Source organism: Cryobacterium sp. M23 (assembly GCF_002929655.1).
Classification (GTDB): Bacteria; Actinomycetota; Actinomycetes; order Actinomycetales; family Microbacteriaceae; genus Cryobacterium; species Cryobacterium sandaracinum.
The window spans coordinates 53029-68585 of record NZ_PJJV01000062.1; the positions used below are offsets into that span (position 1 = coordinate 53029).

The window sequence follows — 15557 nt, forward strand, 5'->3', positions numbered from 1 at the left end:
ACGTAAACTCGGAGAAAATCGGGACACGCCGCATTTTTCGGTTGCTTCGGCGGCGTGTCGCGAAAAACTCCACATTTAGCGCGCGGTGATGGATGCCGGTGAGCTGGTTCGAGGGCCGGGTCACCGCATTTCGGCGGGCTCACGCACCGGTGGAGGCTAGGCGCGCTCGAGGGCGATCGCGGTACGGATGGCGCCGCGGGCGCGACGGCGGTCCCCCGAGGAGTTGTAGGCCAGGCCAAGCCTGAACCAGGCGCGCCAGTCGTCGGGGGCGGCATCGACGGCCGCCCGGAAGATCGGGAATTCGGCGTCGGCCTCGTCCCGCATGGGGCGTCCGCTCGGCCGGATCGGCAGTTCTTCGACGGGGAGCCCGCCCTCGGCCTCCAGCCGGCGCACAAGCCGCTCGGAGTTGCGCCCGAACCGGAGTTCGGCGACCAGCGCCCAGACTCCGACCAACGGGAGCACGAGAAGCGCCACCCCGATCACGATGCCGATGATTTCGCCGCTCTGCAGGAACAACACCGCTCGCCAGCCGACGAGGACCAGGTAGAAGACCAGCAGCAGGGCCATCAGGCCGGCGGCAAGCCGGCCCTTCATACGGCGGCCTCACCCGGGTGGGCAGTTGTGGCCGTCGTCGGCGCACCCAGTCCGAGATCGATGATCTGGTCGAGCCCGACGGTGACGCCGACGGCCGTGCGGGTGGCCGCCAGGGCCAGCAGGATGCCACGTTCGTAGGATGCGGCCGACAGAGTGTTGTGGCTGATCGTGAGGGTCTCCCCCGCACCGCCGAAGAACACGTCCTGGCGGGCGAGCATGCCGTCGAGGCGCAGGCTGTGCACGGGGATGCTCGACACCTGCTGGCCACGGGCGCGCTGGTCGGTGTGCGGCGCCGACACCGGCCCGATTTCGGCCCTGGCCCGCCCGATCAGTTCGGCGGTGCGCACGGCCGTGCCCGACGGAGAGTCCACCTTGCCGGCCCGGTGGGCCTCGACGATCTCGATCGAGTCGAAGAAGCGGGCGACGAGCACCGACAGGCCGGTCGCGATGACCGACGCCATCGAGAAGTTGGGGATGATGACGACGCCGATCTCATTCTGCCCGGCGAGGCGGGCGGAGAGGGCGTCGATGCGGTACTGCGACCAGCCGGAGGTGCCCACGAGCACGCGCAGGCCGTGGTCCACCGCGAAGTCGACCACGCTTTGACTGACCCCGGGCAGGGTCAGGTCGATCACGATCTCCGCGCCGATCATCTCGGACAGGTCGCTCTTCGAGTTCAGGCCGGCGACGAGATCGTACTCCTCGGACTGCTCGACGAGACCCGAGACCAAGCGGCCCATCGTTCCCGATACGCCGACGATGGCCACCCGTGTTTTCATGGGTCCAATCTATCAATCGCGGGGCATCGAGTTAGCCTTGGGCCATGCCTGACTCTCCCGCCCTTGCCTTCACCGCTGTGTCGGTGACGGATGCCGGCTCCATCGTGCTGCTCACCCAGTACTTCAGCGATCGGGAGTCGGGCTTCCCGGCCGCGCAGGGCCGGTACCGCACCACGTTCCCCGATCCGATCCAGTTCCTGCCGCCGTCCGGGGTGTTCCTGTTGGTCAGCGAGGAAATGGGACCGGCCGAACGTGCGTTTGTGGGGTGTGGCGGCATCCGTCGTCTCGAGGATTCCCCGGCCGGAAATGTGCGGTTCGAGATCAAGCATCTCTGGCTGCAGTCGCAGGTGCGCGGGCGCGGCTGGGGGCAGTCGCTGCTGACCGAGCTCGAACGACGCGCTCGGGAGTTCGGCGCCGACGACGTCGTGCTCGACACCAACGCGAGCCTGACCGCGGCCGGAGCGCTCTACGCGCGGTCGGGCTACGAGTCCTGCGCGCCGTATAACGACAACCCGAATGCCACGACCTGGTATCGCAAGAGCCTCACCCGGAAAACGGACGAAGCCGGGCCAGCCGAGAGCCGGCCGCCCGGAACCCGCCTATCCATTTAGAACAGGAGCGGGTCCGGCAGACCGGTGCGCAGCTCCACGGGGAGGTGCCCGGTGTCGTTGTGGGTCAGCAGCGTCCAGGGGCGGCCCGGTTTTTGGTGCAGCACGGTGAGGCCGCAGTTCGCCTGGTTGATGCTGATCCACCGCCAGTCCGGGGCGCCCAGTACCTCCCGCACGAACCAGGCGATGACGAAGTTGTGGGTGATCAGCAGGTCGTGGCGTTCGCCGCGGCGCGGCTGGAGGAACTCGGCCACTGCGTCGCCCATCTGCGCGCTGCCGGCCTCGATGTCGGCCTCAGTGACCCCACCGAAGAACGGCGCATAGGCCGACGGCGTCTCCGGCGCCCTGCCGGAGGGGATGCAGTCGAAGAGCAGCGGGCTGGGCACCGAGGTCAGGGCCGGCAGTCGCTGCGCGATGATTTTCGCCGTGTCGGCGGCGCGCTGCAGCGGGGAGTGCCAGGCGTCCGTGAACGGCACGCCGCCGAGACGCTCGGCGATCAGCTGAGACTGCCGGGTGCCGCGCGCGGACAGAGGCCCGTCGGGCATGCCGTGCTCGGCATCCTGCTGTTCACCGTGACGAACGAGGTAAATGTAATGGTGCAAGGGGATCTCTCTCAGTCAGGAGCCGCACATCAGCGTGTGGCCCCGGCTTTGGGTCTCGGTGGTTTTGGGCATTCAGTATCTGGGCACTGAGTATCTGGGCACTGAGTTTTTGGGCTCCGAGTTTCTGGGCACCGAGTTTCTGGGCTCGACAGTTCTGCTCAGGAGGGCACGAAGGTCGGCAGGATCGCGGCGAAGACGTCGTCGTCGAGCGCGCCGACCGCGGAGATGGAGAGCGAGCCGGCGGCCAGTTCGGCGGCGAGGTTCTGAACGTCGTCGGCCGTGACGCGCGCGAGCCGGCGGAGGGCCTCGTCGAGGTCGATGAACTCGCCGAGGGTGATCTCGGCGCGGCCCAACCGGGACATCCGGGTATCGGAGTCTTCAAGGGCGAGAGCGGATGCGCCGGACAACTGACCCGCGGCCCGCTTCATCTCGTCGGCCGTGACGCCGTTGTCGGCGAGTCGGTGCAGCTCGCCCAGCATCAGCTCGGCCACCTGGCCGGACTTCGCCGGGGTGCAGCCCGCGTACATGCCGAACAGTCCCGCATCCGAGTAGCCGGGCGCGAAGGAGTAGACCGAGTAGGCCAGACCGCGCTTCTCGCGGATCTCCTGGAACAGGCGCGAGGACATGCCCCCGCCGAAGATCGAGGTGAGCACGCTCATGGTCACGCGCCGCTCGTCGGTGGCCAGGAGGCCGGGGAAGCCCATCAGGATGTTCGCCTGTTCGAGCGGGCGGCGCACGATGGTGACCGGATCACCCTGGCTGAGGGCGGCGGGGGCACCGGACCGGCGGCCGACCGGGGGCGCGAAAACACTGAGGTCCCAGCCGGCGAGGGCGAGGGACCGGGTGACTGCTGCGACCAGCACGTCGTGGTCGACCGCGCCGGCCACGGTGACGACCAAGTCTTGTGGGCGGTAGTTCGCCCGGTAGTGCTCTAGAACGGCGGCATGGGTGGCCGCACGGATCGTGTCGGGACTGCCGCCGATCGGGCGCCCGAGCGCGTGATCTCCCATGACCGCCTCGAAGAAGCGCTCATTGGCGACGTCGGCCGGGTCGTCGTCGGCCATGGCCAGCTCTTCGAGGATGACGCCCCGCTCGTTCTCGAACTCAACCGGGTCGAGCAGCGACGACGTGAGCATGTCGGTGAGCACCTCGACCGCCATCGGCAGGTCTCGGTCTTGCACCTTGGCGTAGTAGCAGGTGTATTCCTTGGCCGTCATCGCGTTGTGCTCACCGCCGACCGAGTCGAAGGCGATCGCGATGTCGAGGGCGGTGCGCTTGGCGGTGCCCTTGAACAGAAGGTGTTCCAGAAAGTGGGTGGACCCGAAGTGGCCGGGCTCCTCGTCGCGGGAGCCGACCGCGACCCAGTAGCCGATGGTCAGGCTGCGGCTGCCGGGAACGTGTTCCGACACGATGCGCACACCGCTCGGCAGCACGCTGCGGCGCACCAGGGAATCACCTGCCGCGCGGAACGAGAGTTCGGGCAGATCCAGAGAGAATTCGACGGCACCGTTCATGACTAGTCCACCTTATGTCACGGCGCCGGCGCGGCCCGGGTGCCGGCACCGGTATTCGGCCGGCACCGGTGTTCGGCCGGCACCGGTGCGTCAGGCCGAGATCCGGTCGAGGTCCACCATGTCGCTGCGGGTCAGACGGATGTCGGCCGCCGTCACGAGGGCGTCGACCTGTTCGGGCTGGCTGGCACTGGCCACCGGCGCCACGACCGGCCCCCGTGCGAGCAGCCACGCGATCGCGATCGCCGCCGGCGGCGCCTCGTGCTCCTCGGCGATGCGGTCCAGCACCGCGAGCACGCGGAATCCGCTGCGGTTGCGGTATTGGGCGCCGCGGGAGCTGCGAGTGGTCTTCTCCAGATCGGCCTTCGACCGGTACCGGCCGGCCAGAAATCCGTGGGCGAGCGCGAAATAGGGGAGCACCGCCATTCCCTGGGCGCGGGTGACGAGGGCGAGGGAGGATTCGAATGCGGTGCGGTGCAGGAGGCTGTACTGCGTTTGCAGGGCAACGAAGCGGGGCAGGCCGTTCGCCGCGAGCACCCGGGCCTCCATCAGGCGTTCGGCGGAGAAGTTGGAGGCGGCGAGGTAGCGCACCTGGCCGCGGCGCATGAGCACATCGACGGCGCCGAGGCTCTCTTCCAGCGGCACGGTCGGGTCGTCGAAGTGGAAGTGCAGCAGGTCGATGTAATCCGTCCCCAGCCGGTCGAGGGAGGCGTGCACGGCGCCGATGATGCTGCGGGAGGAGAGCCCGGGGTTGTCGAGGTTCTTGCCGATCTTGGTGGCGATGACGGTGCTGTCGCGCGTTCGGCGCGAGCGCAGCCAGGACCCGATGATCACCTCGCTGCGGCCGGAGGTGTAGCTGTCGGCCGTGTCGAGGAAGTTGCCGGCCAGGTCGCGGTGGCGGTCGAGGATGCGGTGGCTCGTGGCGCCGTCTGCCGTCCACCCGAACACGCTCGTGCCGAGTGCCAGCGGGTGCACGGTGAGGTCGGTGTCGGCAATCGTGCGGCGGAGCGCCAGGGGGGACGCCCCGGTCGCGGGGGCGGCCTGCGGGACGTACAGATCCGGGATCGCGAGCGGGGGCGGGGGCGGAAAAACCGCCTGCGGGGCGGTCGGGATGGACGTCGAGATCGGAGCCGGGCCCTGTCCGGTCGGATGAGCGGGCATGCTGGTGGTCGTACGGCGGGAACCATGCATGCTCGGACGCGGCATCCGTTGTCTCCCTTCGGTTGAGCCGAGGTTATCCCCGGGGCCGAACGTTGCACAGGACACGCCTGGACCGTTACCAAACCGTGCGCGCATCGGGCCTGAACCCCGCCGCCGGAAGCGGAGAACCAGTTCCCAGAGTGTGAAGTTAGAATTGGGGAACCGATTCCTGAGTAGCGGCCGCCCAGGCAACGCCCCCCGCCTGCCCGAATCATCCGCGAAAGAAGGATCCATGACGCAGCTCGCCGGCGTGTCCACGCCCGAGGTACTGAAAGAAGCGCGCAGGCGACGCACGTTCGCCGTGATTTCGCACCCCGACGCGGGGAAGTCGACGCTCACCGAGGCCCTGCTGCTGCACGCGCGGGCCATCACCACGGCCGGCGCCACGCACGGCAAGGCCGGCCGGCGCGGCACCGTCTCCGACTGGATGGCGATGGAGCAGGCCCGCGGCATCTCCGTGACCAGCGCGGCGATCCAGTTCGAGTACCGCGACGCCGTGATCAATCTGGTGGACACCCCCGGGCACGCCGACTTCTCCGAGGACACCTTCCGCGTGCTCTCCGCCGTCGACGCCGCAGTCATGCTCGTCGACGCCAGCAAGGGTCTCGAGGTGCAGACCATGAAGCTCTTCGAGGTGTGCAAGCAGCGCGGCCTACCGGTGATCACGGTCATCAACAAGTGGGACCGTCCCGGTGCCGAGGCGCTGGACTTGATGGACGAGATCCGGGAGCGCACGGGACTCCTGCCCACTCCCCTGACCTGGCCCGTCGGGATCGCCGGTGACTTCCGCGGCGTGATCGACCGGTCCTCGCACGAATTCATCCGCTTTCACCGCACCGCCGGCGGAACGAAAGCCGCCGAACCCGAGCGCTTGAGTGTGGCCGTGGCGGCCGCCGAGGAGGGCGCAGCCTGGGTCACCGCCACCGAGGAGTCCGAGCTGCTCGCCGAGGAGAGCCAGGACCACGATGAGGCCCGCTTCCTCGCGAACGAGACCACCCCGGTGCTGTTCGCCGCGGCCGTGCTCAACTTCGGCGTGCAGCACATTCTAGACACCCTCGTGGACTTCGCGCCGGCCGCGGAAGCCCGGGAGGACGCATCCGGTGGCCACCGCCCCGTGGACAGCGCCTTCTCCGGTTTCGTGTTCAAGGTGCAGTCCGGTATGAACGCCTCGCACCGCGACCACGTCGCGTTCGTGCGGGTCTGTTCGGGTCAGTTCCGGCGCGGGATGATCGTGACCCACGCGGCCAGCGGGCGGCCGTTCGCCACCAAGTACGCGCAGCACCTGTTCGGGCGCGAGCGGGAGGTGGCCGACGAGGCCTGGCCCGGCGACATCGTCGGCCTGGTCAATGCCTCCGCCCTGCGGGTGGGTGACTCGATCTTCGAGATCGAACCGGTGGAATACCCGCCGCTGCCGATGTTCGCGCCCGAGCACTTCCGGGTGGTGCGGTCGGCGGACTCCAGCAAGCACAAGCAGTTCCGTCGCGGCATAGACCAGCTTGACCACGAGGGTGTCATTCAGGTACTGCGGTCGGAGCTGCGCGGCGACCAGGCGCCGGTGCTCGGCGCGGTCGGGCCGATGCAGTTCGAGGTGGTGGAGGAACGGATGACGCACGACTTCGGCGCCGCCATTCGCACCGAGGCTCTGCCCTACCAGCTGGCCCGGCGCACCGACCGCGCGAGCGCCGAGATCCTCGGCCACGACCGCCAGGTCGAGGTGCTGATGCGCTCCGACGGCACGCTGCTCGCCCTGTTCAGCACTCCGTGGCGGCTGCGCAACACCGTGCGCGACCACCCCGAGCTGATGCTGGAAGACCTCGCCACGGGCAGCAACGAGGTTCCCGCCGCGTACTAGGCGAGTCGGTCCTGATTCGCAGGCCAGCAGCCCGAACGAATTCGACGGAGATTCTGCCGAAAACCGGTCCAAACCGGCCGGAAAACCGGATTCAGGCCAGAATCTCCGTCGAATTGGTTTGACGCCGCGAGGGCAGCGGCCAGCACGAGGGCAGCGGCCAGCACGAGGGCAGCGGTCAGGCGGATGCCGTCGGGCATGGGGTCAGCGGGTCAGGTCGCGCGGCGGCTCCGTGAACTCGTCTCCGCCGTACTTTTCGTTGGCGACGCCCATCATCTCGGGCCACATCCGGTGCCGGGCCGTGGCCGCCTGCCCGCTCTCGAAATATGTCTCCCGCTGGTCTTCGCCGACCCCGGACACGTTCATGACGCCCACGATGGTGGCGACCTTCGTGCTCGCACCGGCCATCCAGGTGTCCCTGTTCTCATCGGTGGTGCCGGTCTTGCCGATCATCGGCACCTGCGGGTCGGTGTCGTAGTACGACGGGCTACCCGAGCCTCTGGTCATCACTCGCTCCATCGCGTAGCTCATGGCCGCGGCGACCTCGGGGGTGACGGACTGCGTGCAATTCGACTGCGGGGCGGGAAGTTCGGCTCCGTCGGGGCCGGTGATCCGGTCGATCACGATCGGCGTGCAGGTGACGCCATTGTTGGCGATCCCCGCGTAGGCGGCGGCCATCGTCAGCGGCGCGATCTCGTTGGTGCCCAGCACCGCGGACGCGCCCTGTTTCAGCGCGCCACCATCGGCGCGGTGCACGCCGAAGGCTTCGGCCGTCTTGCGGATGCCGCAGAGGTCGAGTTCCTTGGCCATTCCGATGAAGCCGGTATTGATCGAGTCGATGGTCGATTCCAGGGCGGAATAGGAGGAATCGTCATCCGAGGAGGAGTCGTTGCCGGGCGCGAAGCTCTCGCCGTAGTCCTGGGGACCGTTGCAACTGTCCTCGAAGGTTCCCCACTCGTCGCGTTCCCAGGCGCTGACCGAGTCGGCGAGCGAATTACCCTGAGTGAGCCATTCGGCGAGGGTGAAAACCTTGTAGGTCGACCCGGTCTGGAATCCGTTGGAGCCGCCCTGGTCGAGATCGGTGTTGTAGTTGATGCCGGTGAAGTTCGCTCCGGTGTCGGCCGGGTCCTGGCTATAGTCCTTGTTCTGGGTCATGGCCAGCACCCGCCCTGTACCGACGCCCACGCTCGTGATCACGCCGCCGACATCCCAGTCCTCGAAGGTCTTGGGCACGTTCTCGGCCATGGTGCTCTCTGCCGCGCTCTGCAGGTCGGGGTCGAGGGTCGTGTACACGTTGTAGCCGCCGAGCCGGAAGTTGGCCAGGCGGGCATCGGCATCCGCCCCGAAGGCCGGATCGTTCCGGAGGGTCTGGAGTACCAGGTCGCAGAAGTAGGCGCTTCCGCCCGCGGTGCGGCACCCCGTGCTCGGTTCGGTGATGATCGGTTCGATCGGAGCGCTGATCGCGGCGTCGTGGTCGGCCGTGCTGATCTTCTCGTTCTCCTGCATCTCGTCGAGGATGTAGTCACGGCGTTCTTTGTTGGCCGCGTACCCGTTGGCGGCGCCGTTGGTCGTGCTGTCGGGTTCGTCGAGCTGGAACTTGACCGGGTTGTTCACGATCGCGACGAGGCTCGCGGCCTGCGGCAGCGTCAGCGCGGCCGCGGTCGTGTTGAAGTAGTAGTTGGCGGCCGCCTCGATGCCGTAGACGGATCCACCGAAGCCGGTGATGTTGAGGTACTGCCGCAGGATGTCGTCCTTGGAGGACTTCTTCTCCAGACCGACGGCGAGGCTCATTTCCTTGAGTTTGCGCCACGGGCTGGTCTCCGTGGCCGCGTCGTAGCAGGTCATGCGCTCGGCGTCGTCGGAAAGGGCCTCGCACTGCTGCACGAGCACATTTTTCACGTACTGCTGGGTGATCGAGGATCCGCCGCGGACGTCGCCGGTGAACAGCGTGGTGACGGCGCCGGTGAGGCTGCCCCAGATGTTCACGCCGCCGTGCTCGTAGAATCCCGGGTCCTCGCCGGAGGTCGCCGCATCCTTCACGTACTGGCTGATCGCATCCGAACTCACTTCGACCCGGTTCTGGTCATAGAAGGAGGCGAGCAGATAGGGCGAACCGTCACTCGCGGTGGCGTAGATGTTGCTCTTCTGCGACAACCGGCCGATTGACAGGTCGTCGGGCAGATTGACCACGACCACGATCGCCGTCGTCGCCAGCAGGGCCACGACGACACTGAGCGCGATCAGCACACGCGAACGCCGTCGGGACCGACGGGCGTTTTTTCTACCGGACAATTCAGGGGTCATGAGCGCCGAGTCGTTTCTGGTTGCGAAGGAAGCGGGAGGGCCACCGGGCCGAACGGCCCGGTGGCCCGGCGGCTACAATCAGGCGTCGACGACGACCGAGGTGATGACCGGGATGCGGCGGTACTTGCGCTGCATCCAGCGGGTCAGACTCTGCGTGAAGATGTCTTCGAGCTCTGCGCCGTTGACGATCTTGACCTTGTTCGCGGCGCGCAGGGCGTCATCGATGGACTTGGTCGCGCCCTGGATCCACTCGTTGTCCTGCACGAAGCCGCGGGCGATGAACTCGACCGGCTCAGTGAGAAGCCCGGTTCGGGTGTCGAGGATGCCGAGGATCGTGACGGCGCCGTCGTTGGAGAGCTGCACGCGGTCGGCGAGAGCCTCCTCGGAGCCGCCTCCGCCGACCGTCATACCGTGCACGAAGACGAGCTCGGCAGCCACGCGGCCGGTGACTTTCGCGACACCGTCGACGAGGTCGACGACCACGCCGTCTTCGACGACGAGGACCTGGTCCACGGGCACGCCCGTGCGGATGGCCAGATCGGCATTGGACTTGAGGTGGCGCCATTCGCCGTGGTACGGGATGACGTTCTTAGGTTTGACGATGTTGTAGACATAGACGAGTTCGCCGGCCGACGCATGGCCGGAGACGTGCACCTTGGCATTGCCCTTGTGCACGACGTTGGCACCCCAGCGGGTGAGGCCGTTGATGACCCGGTAGATCGAGTTCTCGTTTCCGGGGATCAGCGAACTGGCCAGCAGAACGGTGTCGCCCTCGCCGATCTTGATGGTGTGCTCGCGGTTGGCCATGCGGGCCAGCGCGGCCATGGGCTCACCCTGCGAACCGGTGCAGATGAGGACGACCTTGTCGTCCTTCATCCGGTCGAAGGCCTTGACGTCAACCAGGAGGCCCTTGGGCACCTGAAGGAAGCCCAGTTTCTCGGCGATGCCCATGTTGCGTACCATCGAGCGGCCGACGAAGGCCACCTTGCGGTTGTGGCGGGCGGCGGCGTCGATGACCTGCTGGATGCGGTGCACGTGACTGGCGAAGCTGGAGACGATGATCCGGCGAGGAGCGGTACGGAAGACGGCGTCGATGGCCGGGCGGATGTCTTCCTCGGTCACCGTGAACCCGGGAACCTCGGCGTTGGTCGAGTCGGTCAGAAACAGGTCGACGCCCTCTTCTCCGAGCCGGGCGAAACCGGGGAGGTCGGTGAGGCGGTTGTCGAGGGGGAACTGGTCCATCTTGAAGTCGCCGGTGACGAGCACGAGGCCGGCCTCGGTGCGGATCGCGACGGCGAGTCCGTCGGGGATCGAGTGGTTCACGGCGAGGAACTCGAGGTCGAACGGGCCGGCCTTGCGGCGCTGACCCTCCTTGACCTCGATCAGGCGCGGCGTGATGCGGTGCTCTTCGAGCTTCGCTGTGACGAAGGCCAGGGTCAGCTGCGATCCGATGACGGGGATGTCCTTGCGCTCGCGCAGCAGGTACGGCACGCCGCCGATGTGGTCTTCGTGGCCGTGGGTGAGCACGATGGCCTCGATGTCCTGGAGGCGGTCGCGCAGCGACGAGAAGTCGGGCAGGATCACGTTGATGCCGGGCTGGGTCTCCTCGGGGAAGAGAACGCCGCAGTCCACGATCAGGAGCTTGCCCTTGTGTTCGAAGACCGTCATGTTGCGGCCGATCTCGCCGAGACCGCCGAGCGGGGTGACGCGGAGGCCGCGCCTGGGCAGCTGCGGCGGCGTGGACAGGTCGAGCGGGTGCTTGGTCAAAAAAACTCATTTCTCAGTGTGAAAACGCGCGCGTCGCGGGCGTGTCTCGCGTAGTGGACCGTGGTCGGGTCCTGGTGAACGGATGTTCTGGTGAACAGATCGTGCAAAGTCTGGATTCGGGCGGCCTCGCCCGGGGCGGACGCTAATGTCCGATCGGGTCGGAGTTGAGGCTGAGTCCGAAGGCGGTGGCGTCAGGTCCGTGAAGTCATCGACACGGCAGTCGAGAGGGCACGGATGATGCTCATGACGCCCCATTCTATCGCAGCCTGGTCAGCCCCTTCACCGCTCCCCTGCCCAGCCTTCTCGAAGGCAGCACCGGTAGCGTCGGACGCATGTCTGCCTCAGTGCTTTATTCGACCCCACTCACCCTCATCGACGGCACGGAAACGACCTTCGGCCAGTTCGGCGGCAAGGCCGTCCTGGTCGTGAACGTCGCCTCGAAATGTGGGTTCACCCCGCAGTACGCCGGTCTCGAAGCGCTCTACCAGAAGTACCAGGACGAGGGACTCGTCGTGCTCGGCCTTCCCTGCAACCAGTTCATGGGACAGGAGCCAGGGGCCGAGGCGGACATCGAGTCGTTCTGCCAGATGAACTACGGCGTCACCTTCCCGCTGAGCGTGAAGGTCGACGTGCGCGGCAGGCACCAGCACCCGCTCTACGCTCAGCTGACCAAGTTCAAGTCGGGCCTGCTGCCCGGTCTGATCAAGTGGAACTTCGAGAAGTTCTTGGTGAGTCCCGAGGGTGAGATCGTCAACCGCTTCGCGTCGACGGTCGAGCCGGAGTCCGACGAGATCGTGCAGGCGATCGAGAAGACCCTCGCGGCCAACGCCGCCTAAGAGCCCAGCGAGCCGGTTGGAGCCCCTGGCTCCCCTGGGGTGGGTTGGCCCCGGCCGTGCCCGCGCGTGTGGTCAACTCAGGACATCCGTCGCCCGCGTGAACCTGCCGCCCCGGACCAGTGCGGAACCGGCACGGATGCCCAGCGTGGCCAGACGTATCTCCTGATTAAGCCACAAGGGGCCTCGGGTATTCCGCAGGGCTTACGCGGTTCGGGCAATCAGCGGTCGCCCCGCCCCGCGCTGCGCCGTGAACGAATTCGACGGAGATTCTGCTCCAAAACGGTTGTAAACCGCTGCAGTATCCGTTTATCGCCAAAATCTCCGTCGAATTGGTTCGACGCCGAACAGAGGCAGCTAGTGGTCCACCGAGTCGGCCGGAGCCGGGCCCGTCGGAAATCCCGGTTCCGGCGGGACGGCCGCCGCCCGCCGCAGCACCGTCTCGGCGTGGCGCAGCAGGGGCGCGTCGATCATGCGCCCCTGGTAGGCGAACACGCCCCCCTCTCCCGCGGCCGCCTCCAGGATCTGCCACGCCGCCGTGACCTCGGCAGGCGTGGGCCGGTAGGCGGCCCGGATGACGGGCACCTGGCTGGGGTGGATGCAGGCGGTGGCGCGAAATCCGCTCGCGACCGCATCCACCACCTCGGCCTGCAGACCCTCGAGGTCGGGGATGGCCAGGAACACGCCGTCCACGGCCGCCTTGTCGTTGGCCCCGGCCGCCAGGAGCACCGCGGACCGAGCGTGGCGGGCGATGGCGCGGTAGCTGCCGTCGGGGAACCGGCTCGAGCTGCCGCCGAGCGAGGCCACCAGGTCGTCGGCGCCCCACATCAGCGCCACCACATTGGGCTCGGCCGCAATCGAGGGGGCGGCGAGCACCCCCGCGGCGGTCTCGCAGAGCGCGATCACCTCGAACCGGGCGAGAGCGGCGAGGTGGGCGGCGCTCACGGTCTTCGGCAGCATCACGTAGCGGTACAGGGTGTCGTCGAGGGCGGCGAGGTCAAGCTGGAAGTCGGGCGTGTCGGCCGGGTTGACGCGAACGACCGTGCGTTCGGGGTCGAGCGGATGGCTGACCAGCAGGCCGCGAGCGCGTGCCCGGTTGCCGGGCAGGAGCGCATCCTCCAGGTCGAGGATCACGGCATCCGCCCGCTCCGCCGCCTTGCGATACCGGTCGGGGCGGTCAGCCGGGCAGAACAGCAGCGCGGGTCCAAGGTCGAAGCTCATTGGACGGCCGCCCGGCACCAGACCAGCACCGTGCGCTCGGCCGTGGCCACCACGTCACCCTCCTGGTTCCGACCGGTGTGCCGGAGCGTGACCAGCCCCTGGCCCGGCCGGGACGCCGACAGCCGGCGGGCGGTGACGATCGTGTCGGAGTAGAGGGTGTCACCGTGGAAGAGCGGATGCGGGAACGTCACCTCCCCGAAGCCGAGGTTCGCCACGATCGTGCCCTGCGTCAGCTGCGCGACCGAACTGCCCACCAGCGTCGCCAACGTGAACATCGAGTTGACCAGGCGCTGCCCGAACGGCTGGGTGGCCGCCCACGCCGCGTCGAGGTGCAGTGCCTGCGAGTTCATGGTCAGCGTGCTGAAGAGCACGTTGTCGGCCTCGGTCACCGTGCGACCGGGGCTGTGCCGGTAGCGGGCCTCGAGGTCGAATTCCTCGTAATACAGCCCGCGCTGCTCGATCGTGCGTCGTTCGTCGTTCATTTTCCTCCTGCCTAACCGGAGAACCCAAGCGCCCGTGAGATGACCATCAGCTGAACCTCGGTAGTGCCTTCACCGAGCTCGAGCACCTTCGAGTCGCGGTAGTGCCTCGCCACCGGGTTCTCGTTCAGGAACCCGTAGCCGCCAAAGATCTGGGTCGCGTCGCGAGCGTTGTCCATGGCGGCTTCGCTTCCCACCATTTTGGCAATCGAGGCCTCCATTTTGAAGGGGTGTCCGTGAACCATTTTCCTGGCCGCGTCGTAGTAGGCGAGGCGGGCCGTGTGCACGCGAGCCTGCATCCGTGCGATCTTGAACGCGATGTGCTGGTTGGAGCCGATCGACCGGCCGAACACATTGCGGGTGTTGGCGTAACGGATGGCCTCCTCGAGGCAGCCCTGCGCCGCGCCCGTGCACAGCGCGGCGAAGGCGATGCGCCCCTCGTCGAGGGTCTGCACGAAGTTGGCGAAGCCGCGGCCGCGTTCGCCGAGCAGGTTGGCCTCGGGCACGCGCACGTTCTCGAAGAGCAGCGGATGCGTGTCGGAGGTGTGCCAGCCCACCTTGTCGTAAGCCGGCAGCGCCGTGAACCCCGGGGTCGGGGTGGGCACGAGGATGGCCGTGAGCTCCTTCTTCACCGAGCCGTCGGGGCGCTCGGACTCGCCGGTGACGGCTGTCACGGTGACCAGCCGGGTGATCTCGGAGCCGGAGTTGGTGATGAACTGCTTCGTGCCGTTGATCACCCATTCACTGCCGGAGAGCTCGGCCGTGGTCTTCGTGCCGGCGGCGTCGGAGCCGGCATCCGCCTCGGTCAGCCCGAACGCGGCGAGCGCACGCCCGCTGGTCAGCAGCGGCACCCACTCCTGCTTCTGCGCCTCGGTTCCGCGCCGGTAGACGGGCATGATGCCGAGCCCCACGCCGGCCTCGAGGGTGACGGCGATGGACTGGTCGACCCGGGCAAGCTGCTCGACCGCGAGGCAGAGCGCGAAGTAGTCCTGGCCCTGGCCGCCGTACTCCTTCGGGAATGGCAGGCCGAACAGGCCCAACTCCCCCATCTGGGCGATGATGTCATAGGGCAGGCTGCGCTTGGTGTCGTACTCGTAGGCGGCCGGCGCTACGACCATGTCGGCGAAGTCGCGCACGGTGTCGCTGAGCTGCTGCTGCTGCTCGGTCAGTTCCTGTTTCACGTTGGGTCTCCCTTGACTGGCGTGGCTGGTGGTGTGGCTTCCGTCCCGGTGGTCACGGCGGTGGCGGTGACTGTGGCGACGATCTGGTCGAGGCGCACGAGGTCACCCGGGTGCACGCCGATGGTGAGCCGGCCATCCGTTTCGGCCAGCAGATGGTGCTCCATTTTCATGGCCTCCACGGTGAGGATGCGCTGGCCGGTGACGATCAGGTCGCCCGTGGCGAGGTGCACGGCAACCACGGTCCCGGGCATCGGCGAGCGCACCTCCGGCCGGGCCGCCCCGGCCTCTCCCCCGGCCCGGTCGAGGCCGGCGAGGCGGTCGGCGAGCTGCTCGGCCCGGGAGCGGTGCACCAGCTCGGTGCCGAAACCGCTCTGGCCGAGCCAGAGGCGCGGGCCGTCGGACACGAGCTGCAGCACCTCAAGGCGGCCGCCCAGTTCACAGGCGAAGGTGTCGGCGCGGCCGGTGACGGGCGCGAGTCGGCCGGGAACGGGCATCCGTTCGTCGACGGCCACGCTCAGGCCGTCCGGGCCGGTCAGCACGGCAACGTCGACGGTTTCGGTGGCGCTGACCCGCAGGCTGTAGTGCACCGGCCGGGCCGGGCCGAGCCGCCAGCCGCTCGGCTGTGCCCA

Annotated in this window: 14 protein-coding genes; 3 read left to right on the top strand and 11 right to left on the bottom strand. The window is 67.9% G+C overall.

All coding sequences use genetic code 11. The annotated features are described in order from the left end of the window. Positions 1–156: 156 nt before the first annotated feature. Positions 157–594: a hypothetical protein gene (locus CXY82_RS06065; protein ID WP_104170121.1), complete on the bottom strand. Its 438-nt coding sequence runs from the start codon at positions 592–594 to the stop codon at positions 157–159. Then, positions 591–1373 (bottom strand): 4-hydroxy-tetrahydrodipicolinate reductase, encoded by a 783-nt coding sequence (dapB, locus tag CXY82_RS06070; protein ID WP_104170122.1) that lies wholly within the window; start codon positions 1371–1373, stop codon positions 591–593. Before dapB ends, CXY82_RS06065 begins: the two co-directional genes overlap by 4 nt. A 44-nt stretch (positions 1374–1417) precedes the next feature. On the opposite strand from dapB, the gene CXY82_RS06075 reads away from it, so the two are divergent. Further along, positions 1418–1984 carry a GNAT family N-acetyltransferase gene (locus tag CXY82_RS06075; protein ID WP_104170123.1) on the top strand — a complete coding sequence of 189 codons (567 nt, stop codon included), beginning with the start codon at positions 1418–1420 and terminating at the stop codon, positions 1982–1984. Here the strand turns inward: CXY82_RS06075 and CXY82_RS06080 are convergent. The 3 genes from CXY82_RS06080 to CXY82_RS06090 all read right to left on the bottom strand — a co-directional run bounded on the left by CXY82_RS06080 (position 1981) and on the right by CXY82_RS06090 (position 5255). Further along, complete coding sequence (locus tag CXY82_RS06080; RefSeq protein ID WP_104170124.1) at positions 1981–2583, bottom strand: histidine phosphatase family protein; 603 nt, start codon at positions 2581–2583, stop codon at positions 1981–1983. The genes CXY82_RS06075 and CXY82_RS06080 overlap by 4 nt on opposite strands. 158 nt (positions 2584–2741) lie before the next feature. Then, on the bottom strand, positions 2742–4097 hold the full coding sequence (locus CXY82_RS06085) for a pitrilysin family protein (protein ID WP_104170125.1): 1356 nt from the start codon (positions 4095–4097) through the stop codon (positions 2742–2744). A 90-nt stretch (positions 4098–4187) separates the two neighbouring features. After that, a complete protein-coding gene (locus tag CXY82_RS06090) occupies positions 4188–5255 on the bottom strand; it encodes an aldo/keto reductase (protein WP_104170134.1) in 1068 nt (355 codons plus the stop codon). A 271-nt stretch (positions 5256–5526) separates the two neighbouring features. On the opposite strand from CXY82_RS06090, the gene CXY82_RS06095 reads away from it, so the two are divergent. Further along, entirely contained in the window at positions 5527–7146 is a 1620-nt protein-coding gene (locus CXY82_RS06095) for a peptide chain release factor 3 (protein ID WP_104170126.1), read from the top strand. A gap of 201 nt (positions 7147–7347) precedes the next feature. Here the strand turns inward: CXY82_RS06095 and CXY82_RS06105 are convergent, their stop codons facing one another. Next, complete coding sequence (locus CXY82_RS06105; RefSeq protein ID WP_158252133.1) at positions 7348–9390, bottom strand: transglycosylase domain-containing protein; 2043 nt, start codon at positions 9388–9390, stop codon at positions 7348–7350. Positions 9391–9525: 135 nt separating this feature from the next. Further along, positions 9526–11214, bottom strand: coding sequence for a ribonuclease J (locus CXY82_RS06110; RefSeq protein WP_233199227.1), 1689 nt, complete (start codon positions 11212–11214; stop codon positions 9526–9528). Positions 11215–11546: 332 nt separating this feature from the next. Between CXY82_RS06110 and CXY82_RS06115 the strand changes: the two genes are divergently transcribed. Continuing rightward, positions 11547–12050, top strand: a complete 504-nt coding sequence (locus tag CXY82_RS06115) for a glutathione peroxidase (protein ID WP_104170129.1) — start codon at positions 11547–11549, stop codon at positions 12048–12050. Between the two features lie 354 nt (positions 12051–12404). On the opposite strand, the gene CXY82_RS06120 is transcribed toward CXY82_RS06115, so the two are convergent. The 4 genes from CXY82_RS06120 to CXY82_RS06135 form a co-directional block, all read right to left on the bottom strand. Next, on the bottom strand, positions 12405–13268 hold the full coding sequence (locus CXY82_RS06120; RefSeq protein WP_104170130.1) for a CoA ester lyase: 864 nt from the start codon (positions 13266–13268) through the stop codon (positions 12405–12407). Beyond that, on the bottom strand, positions 13265–13750 hold the full coding sequence (locus tag CXY82_RS06125) for a MaoC family dehydratase (RefSeq protein ID WP_104170131.1): 486 nt from the start codon (positions 13748–13750) through the stop codon (positions 13265–13267). Before CXY82_RS06125 ends, CXY82_RS06120 begins: the two co-directional genes overlap by 4 nt. Before the next feature lie 11 nt (positions 13751–13761). Continuing rightward, complete coding sequence (locus CXY82_RS06130) at positions 13762–14928, bottom strand: acyl-CoA dehydrogenase family protein (RefSeq protein WP_104170132.1); 1167 nt, start codon at positions 14926–14928, stop codon at positions 13762–13764. After that, positions 14925–15557: acetyl-CoA carboxylase biotin carboxyl carrier protein subunit (locus CXY82_RS06135; protein WP_304481765.1), on the bottom strand; the 633-nt coding region annotated here is incomplete at its 5' end. The genes CXY82_RS06130 and CXY82_RS06135, both read right to left, overlap by 4 nt.

Bases quoted from the DNA above. Each gene is read 5' to 3' on its own strand.
- CXY82_RS06090 (WP_104170134.1), bottom strand. From the start codon at position 5,255: ATGCCCGCTCATCCGACCGGACAGGGCCCGGCTCCGATCTCGACGTCC.
- dapB (WP_104170122.1), bottom strand. From the start codon at position 1,373: ATGAAAACACGGGTGGCCATCGTCGGCGTATCGGGAACGATGGGCCGC.
- CXY82_RS06095 (WP_104170126.1), top strand. From the start codon at position 5,527: ATGACGCAGCTCGCCGGCGTGTCCACGCCCGAGGTACTGAAAGAAGCG.
- CXY82_RS06085 (WP_104170125.1), bottom strand. From the start codon at position 4,097: ATGAACGGTGCCGTCGAATTCTCTCTGGATCTGCCCGAACTCTCGTTC.
- CXY82_RS06120 (WP_104170130.1), bottom strand. From the start codon at position 13,268: ATGAGCTTCGACCTTGGACCCGCGCTGCTGTTCTGCCCGGCTGACCGC.
- CXY82_RS06125 (WP_104170131.1), bottom strand. From the start codon at position 13,750: ATGAACGACGAACGACGCACGATCGAGCAGCGCGGGCTGTATTACGAG.
- CXY82_RS06075 (WP_104170123.1), top strand. From the start codon at position 1,418: ATGCCTGACTCTCCCGCCCTTGCCTTCACCGCTGTGTCGGTGACGGAT.
- CXY82_RS06115 (WP_104170129.1), top strand. From the start codon at position 11,547: ATGTCTGCCTCAGTGCTTTATTCGACCCCACTCACCCTCATCGACGGC.
- CXY82_RS06065 (WP_104170121.1), bottom strand. From the start codon at position 594: ATGAAGGGCCGGCTTGCCGCCGGCCTGATGGCCCTGCTGCTGGTCTTC.